The organism is Halorubrum sp. SP9 (assembly GCF_005435015.1).
Taxonomy (GTDB): domain Archaea; phylum Halobacteriota; class Halobacteria; order Halobacteriales; family Haloferacaceae; genus Halorubrum; species Halorubrum sodomense.
Genome location: NZ_SGXU01000409.1, coordinates 1 through 424, shown reverse-complemented (window position 1 = coordinate 424; position 424 = coordinate 1). Strand labels below are relative to the sequence as shown.

At 61.8% G+C, this 424-nt stretch carries 1 pseudogene; it reads right to left on the bottom strand.

Going from position 1 to position 424, the window contains the following annotated elements:
• Positions 1–424 (bottom strand): annotated as a pseudogene (locus tag EXE45_RS21000) (hypothetical protein); the annotation flags it as partial.

Sequence of the window (424 nt, the reverse complement as noted above, 5' to 3'; positions counted from 1 at the left end):
GGGTGTGTGGAGACGAGTTTTCGTTTTGTACCGTTGACTGTCGACCGGATGTGTCGGTGACAGCGGTCGATTTCTGGATGCTCTGGTTTACTGTCGTCGGGAGATTGTCGACAGCGCCGTAGTGCTGGTACGCGGTGAATCCACGTGCGACGTGGATCCGGTCGAGCAACCGCTGGCTCGGTGTGATCTGAGCCAGCGTCGTCGTCGTCGCGTGGCCGTTCGCGTCAACCCAGAAGGCGGGCCCATCGTGTACCAGGAGATGGTCCAGCACGAGCGACTGGAGGATTGGGACGCCTCGGCCGTCGTCAACGTCGAGCAACGTGACGCCGTCGTCGAGTGACGGTAGGAGCATCTCTTCTGTGGCTGGATCGGCTTGATCTGCCAAGGTCCGATTGCGGTCAGCCCCCCGTGTCGGCTTGTCGGC